The following is a 6,172-nucleotide window of genomic DNA, read 5'->3' as shown; positions in this document are numbered from 1 at the left end:
GCCGAAATTTGGCGCCGCTTTTATGCGAAATTCCACTTCCGCGCACCGCCCCCGCTAGGGCGGAATTTTAAGCTTAGAGCTTTGAATTTATTCTTAAATTTGGGGCGTGCGAGCTATAAATTTAAGGCGCGAGCTAAATTTGAACTCGCAAGCTCGCGGTATTTTACGCCGCCGCATACATAGCGCGTAAAATTTAGGTCGCCCCCTTCCCATAAAACGGGGCCGATCACGCACGAAGACTCAATATGGGCGCGCCTGACGCAGGCTTTAAAGTGCGGTGCGGCGGACATAAGCGGCAAGCGTCTCAACGCTGCGATTAAATTTGAAATTTGACGTAGTCGGCGCCGCTTTAAAATTTCATCGCCGTCTACACTACGCCGCCCTGCCCTCGCTACACGTCTTGTGCTATGAAATCCATGCCGCAACGTCCGCTCGTCGCCTAGACGCTACACGGCTTTATCTAACCTGCGATTTGGATTTAAATTAAAAGTCCCGCTTCGCCTTTAAATTTCGCCGCGACATCGGCGTTCGAATAATTCAGTGAAATTTTCTCGCAAAAAGCGCGGTACGGTTGCCGCATAAAAATCCAACACTATTGCGGTCCGCACGATAACGCCCCATGATTAAAAGCAAATTTAAAGCCGTGAGAGCCGATCTCCTCGCAACTTCGCGCAAACGCTACGCCAGCTCGTGAAGCGCAGATCCATACGCCGCATCCGCGGCCGAATACAAAGCATGACGACGAAAAAAATCGAAGCACAAGCCGCCTAGGGCATCGCAAATTTAGCTGAGCGCGCTGCAAACAGGCTCTCGTAAAATAAGATTTTAGCGCGCGCTTAGCTCGTGCACCAGATCCACTAGATATTTGGCGTTTTGCACGCTTACGTCGGGCAAAATTCCATGCCCTAGATTAAAGATATGCGCAGCACCCTTCATCGCCGTTAAAATCTCGCGCACGCCCGATTCTATCGCGCCGCGGTCGTATAGCCGCATCGGCTCCAGGTTGCCTTGAAGCGTAAATTTGCCCCCGAGCTGCTCGCGCGCAAGCTCAATCGGAGTGCTCCAATCCACGCCCCATACGTCAAAGCTCGCCGCGCCGCGTTGCGCTGCGATACTGCTCAGCCGCGACATCTGCGCGCCCGTGCCCTTGGCAAAGACGATGAGCGGGATATGCGGGAATTTCGCCTTTAAAAATTCCGTGATTTCTAAGATATATCGCCAGCCGAACTCCTCGTACGCGCTCGGCTCCAGCGCGCCCGCCCAGCTGTCGAAGATCTGCACCGCATCGACGCCTGAGCCGATCTGGCGCGCCAGATAAAGCTTCGTCGCCTCCGTAACGAGGCGCAAAATTTCATGCAGAAGCTGTGGATTTTCGTAGAGCATCCTTTTGCAAACGGCGTAATTTTTACTGCCGCCGCCCTCGATCATATAGGTAGCGATCGTCCACGGCGCGCCGCAAAAGCCGATGAGCGCTTTGTCTGCGGCAAGGCGCGAGCGAGTAAGCGAGATCGTATCATAAACGTATCCGAGCTCCGCTGCGGCCTTTTGTGGATCAAGGCGCGCCAAATCGCCCTGAGAGCGGATCGGACCTCTAAAGCGCGGCCCTTCGCCCGCTTCGAAGCGCAGGTCCATCCCCATCTGCATCGGCACGACCAAGATATCGCTAAAAAGTATCGCCGCATCGACGCCCAAAATCTCCACGGGTTGGATCGTCACCTCGCTAGCAGCGCGATAGTCGCGACACAGGCTCAAAAAATCGCCTGCCCTCTCGCGCACCGCCATGTATTGCGGCAGGTAGCGCCCCGCCTGGCGCATCATCCAAATGGGCGTGTATGGGGTCTCTTTGCCGAAGCATGCGTCGATGAAAACCATTTTTATCCTTTAAATTTACTCAAAATATACAAAGCTAAACAAACCGCAAAGATAGCCCCTGCGAGCAAAAGCATATCCAAAGGGGTAGTAAAATCGGTGTGTAAAATTCGCTTGAAAAAATCCACTACAAGCACTATTATGATGACGCTGCCGAGTTTGTGCTTCAGCTCATCCAGCGAGGCGATCTTTAAAACTTGTAAATTTAGATCCACAAACTCGTCGATAAACAGCTCATAAATTCCAAATACGAAGATTAGCAGCACGATGGCGACCAGATACAGATCGATCGCCGTTATTATTTCGCTTAAAATATCAATGTAAAGCGCTCGCTCGCTCTGCGGAGCTAGAAAAAATTCTACGATTTTATAGAGCGCCGAGCAGATTTCGTAGCTTGCCACCACAAATATCGTCGCACTAGCCGCAACACAAAAAATAACAGGCAGAAGCGTTAGAGACTTGCTGCAAAGCAAAAATTTTTCAAATATAGCTTTCATTTTTTCCTTAAATTTTAATTCGGGTAGCCGCTCCGCAAGCGGATATATAAATTTAAAGCTGCCTCATGCCGAAGCGTCCGTTTAAATTTACGCTCGTTTGCAATCGCGTAAATTTATCTCTTTTAAACGCACTCGTTTGAGTCTATTTAAATTTTGCGCCCGATTAAAGGCGCAAAATTTCAGCTCGCGGTCTTAAATTTTAACTAGGCTGATTTACAAACTTTATTCTCGCGACCTCGGCGCCGAAACCGCGCGCACAACCGTATCCGCGCACAAAGGCTCGGCATCTGCTAAATTTATCTTATTTGTCTTGCTGCATATCGATCCAGCGAAGCGCGATGCGCACGGCGTTCGTAGCCGCTCCGACGCGGATCTGATCGGCGCTGCACCAAAGATGCAGAATTTTATCGTCGAAATTGTCCCTGCGGAGCCTGCCGACGTAGGTTTCGTTCGTGTCGCTCGAAAGCAGCGGCATCGGATATTCGTTTTTGCTCGGATCGTCTACAAGCACGATGCTAGGCGCGTTTCTTAAAATTTCGCGCACGCGGCTAATCTCGAAATCCTTTTTAAATTTTATCGTGATCGCCTCGCTGTGGCTGCGAAGTACCGGCACGCGCACGCAGGTAGCCGAAACGGCGAAGTTTTTATGCAAAATTTTCTGCGTTTCGTTTACCATCTTCATCTCTTCTTTGGTGTAGTCGTTGTCCAAAAATACGTCGATGTGTGGGATGACATTCATCGCGATCTGATGTGGGAAAACCTTCGGCTCGCACTCATCAAGCTTAAAAGCGAAAAACTGCTGCAGCTGCCCTACAAGCTCGCTCATACCCTCTTTACCTGCACCGCTTGTCGCCTGGTAGGTGCTTACGTCCACGCGCTCTATTTCAAACGCGTCATCAAGCGGCTTTAAAATTTGAACCATCTGGATGGTCGAGCAGTTCGGATTAGCGATGATGCCTGTCTCTTCCCATAGCTTTATATCCTGCGGATTGCACTCAGGCACGACGAGCGGGACGTTTTCTTGCATGCGAAAGTGGCTAGTGTTGTCGATCACCACCGCGCCGCTTGCCGCAGCAAATGGCACGTAATGCGCCGAAATGGAGCCGCCCGCGCTAAAAAACGCGATGTCGATCTCGTTTTCGTCGAAGGTACTGTCCGTTAGCTCCCTCACGACGTATTCTTTGCCGCGGAATTCCACCTTCTCGCCCGCGCTCTTTGCGCTCGCAAGCGGCAGTATGTCCTTTACGGGGAAGTTCATCTCGTCTAAGACGCGCAAAATCTCCTCGCCTACGGCGCCGGTAGCGCCTACGATGGCGATATTGTAACTACTCATCCTCTCCTCCTTTTAAAATTTCATCGCTAGGGCCGTCGCTCTGCGAATCTTTGCTATCTAAATTTGAATTTAATAAATTTTCATCCTGCGCAAGCTCGTCCGCTTCGCCCTCGTCGCCCTCCTCGGCTTTCGGGCAGGTCGCGATGCTCACGACGTCGTCGCCCTCGACATTTACGACGATGACGCCGCTGGTGTTGCGGCCCGCTTTGCGGATGCTTTGCATATCGACGCGGATCATCTTGCCGCTGGTGGTTAGCGCCATGAGATCCATCTCCTCATCGACCATCACGACGCCGATGAGCTCGCCCGTGCGGTTGGTGAGCTTCATGCAGATGACGCCCTTGCCGCCGCGGTTTGTGAGGCGATACTCGCTCGCAGTGGTGCGCTTGCCGATACCCTTTTGGCTCACGCTTAAAATTTCTTGCATATCGCTTAGAATAAACGCGGCGCCGATGACCTCGTCGCCTTTTTCTTTAAATTTAATCCCCTTTACGCCGCGAGCGATGCGCCCCATCTGGCGAATTTTATTTAGATTAAATTTAAGGCACATTCCCTTTTTAGTAGCGATGAAGAGCATGTTTTCGTTGGCGCTTTGCGGCTCGCCATCTTGCGCGCCCTCGTCTTGCAAAATTTCATCTGAAATTTCATCCGCGCTTCCCTCTAAAATATCCTGCTCGGTCTGCTCTAAAACTTCCTCAGCCTCGCCGCCGTCCAGATCGTCGCCGCTTAAGGCGCCTCCTTTGTAGTTTTGCATCTCCTCGGCGCTGTTTGGAGCGATGAGCGCAGTCACCAGCGTATCGTCCTCATCTAGGCTGATAGCGCGGATTCCGAGCGAGCGGATGTTTTTAAACTCGCTTAAATTCGTGCGTTTTACGATGCCGTTGCGAGTGAAAAATACGAGCGACTTGCTCGGATCAAAATCGGTCGTAGGGATGATCGCCATGATCTTTTCGTCCGCGCCGAGCTGGATTAAATTTACTACCGCTTTGCCCTTTGCGGTGCGCGAGCCCTCCGGAATTTTATAGACCTTGAGCCAGTAAAGCTGCCCGCGGTCGGTGATAAACATAAGCGTGTCGTGGGTGTTGGACGTAAAAAAGCTCTCGATGAAGTCGTCATCATACGTCGTGACCGCCACGCGCCCCTTGCCGCCGCGCTTTTGCTTCTCGTAAGTCTTGCTAGGCACTCGCTTAATGTAGCCGCGATGAGTAATCGTAACGACCATATTTTCATTCGCGATTAAATCTTCGATGTCGATATCCTCGTAGTCATCGACGATTTCGGTGATGCGCGGGCATTTAAATTTATCCTTGATCTCCAAAAGCTCGTCTTTTATGATGCCTTCGATTAGCTCCTCGCTCTTTAGGATCGCGTCAAGCCGCTTTATCTCGGCTAAAATTTCTTTTAGCTCCTCCTCGATCTTTTCGCGCTCAAGTCCCGTTAAGCGGCTTAGCCTCATATCCAAAATCGCGCCCGATTGCGCCTCGCTAAGACCGAATCTGCTCATTAAATTTTCGCGTGCGACGTTGGTGTCGGCGGAGTTTCTAATCACGTCAATCACTTCGTCGATATTATCTAGCGCGATCTTTAAGCCCTCTAAGATGTGCGCTCTAGCGCGCGCTTTTTGAAGCTCAAAAATCGTGCGGCGGATGATGACGGTTTTTCTGTGGTTCAAAAACAGCTTCAAAAGCTCTATCAGCGTGAAAATCTTCGGCTCTTTGCCGTCGATTGCGAGCATTATCACGCCGAAGGTCGCCTCCATCGTGGTTTGCTTAAATAGATTATTCAGCACGATCTCGCTCATCGCATCGCGTTTAAGCTCGATTACTACGCGAATTCCGTCGCGATCGCTCTCGTCGCGCACCTCGGAGATGCCCTCGATCTGCTTTTCCTTTACGAGATCTGCGATCTGCTCGATCAAGCGCGCCTTATTGGTCTGATACGGCAGCTCGTCGATTACGATGACATCTTTACTAGCTTTTTTTTCGATATGGGTTTTAGCGCGAATTTTAACGCGCCCTCTGCCCGTTTTATACGCCTCGATGATCCCTTTTTTGCCGTAGATTATGCCGCCGGTCGGAAAATCGGGGCCCTTGATCTCGCCCATGATCTCCTCTAGGCTTGCGTTTTTATTCTCAAGCAGTATCAAAAGACCGCCTACGAGCTCATCTAGGCTGTGCGGCGGGATATTCGTCGCCATTCCCACGGCGATTCCGCTCGAGCCGTTAAGCAGCAAATTCGGCACGCGCGCAGGCAATACGTCGGGCTCATTTAGGCTCTCATCGTAGTTCGGTACGAAATCGACCGTCTCTTTATCTAGGTCTTTTAAAAGCTCCTCGGCTAGCGGCGTCATACGCGCTTCGGTGTACCTCATCGCCCCGCGCGCCTTCGCCGTCGAGCTCTCCTCCTTCCAGCTGCGGACCACCCACACCGTCTCGCCTCTGGCGTCCGTGTGCCTCAACGTCGCCGACGACCA

General features: G+C 51.6%; 4 protein-coding genes and 1 pseudogene. 1 reads left to right on the top strand and 4 read right to left on the bottom strand.

Going from position 1 to position 6,172, the window contains the following annotated elements:
* On the top strand, positions 1–183 hold a 183-nt coding region (locus Q0340_RS01555), incomplete at its 5' end, for a hypothetical protein (RefSeq protein ID WP_298081879.1).
* Positions 184–825: 642 nt separating this feature from the next.
* Here Q0340_RS01555 and hemE read toward each other — a convergent pair.
* The 4 genes and pseudogenes from hemE to Q0340_RS01535 form a co-directional block, all read right to left on the bottom strand.
* Positions 826–1,872 (bottom strand): uroporphyrinogen decarboxylase, encoded by a 1,047-nt coding sequence (gene hemE, locus Q0340_RS01550; protein ID WP_298081878.1) that lies wholly within the window; start codon positions 1,870–1,872, stop codon positions 826–828.
* A 2-nt stretch (positions 1,873–1,874) separates the two neighbouring features.
* Positions 1,875–2,366, bottom strand: a complete 492-nt coding sequence (locus tag Q0340_RS01545) for a YqhA family protein (protein WP_298081877.1) — start codon at positions 2,364–2,366, stop codon at positions 1,875–1,877.
* 301 nt (positions 2,367–2,667) lie between these two features.
* Entirely contained in the window at positions 2,668–3,699 is a 1,032-nt protein-coding gene (locus tag Q0340_RS01540) for an aspartate-semialdehyde dehydrogenase (protein WP_298081876.1), read from the bottom strand.
* Positions 3,692–6,101 (bottom strand): annotated as a pseudogene (locus Q0340_RS01535) (DNA gyrase subunit A); the annotation flags it as partial. The gene Q0340_RS01540 and the pseudogene Q0340_RS01535, both read right to left, overlap by 8 nt.
* Positions 6,102–6,172: the final 71 nt, after the last annotated feature.

Origin of the sequence: uncultured Campylobacter sp., from assembly GCF_938045595.1 — a bacterium.
In the GTDB taxonomy this organism is placed as follows: Bacteria; Campylobacterota; Campylobacteria; order Campylobacterales; family Campylobacteraceae; genus Campylobacter_B.
Note: the sequence above shows the minus strand (reverse complement) of the source record. Positions and strands in the feature narration are given on the sequence as shown.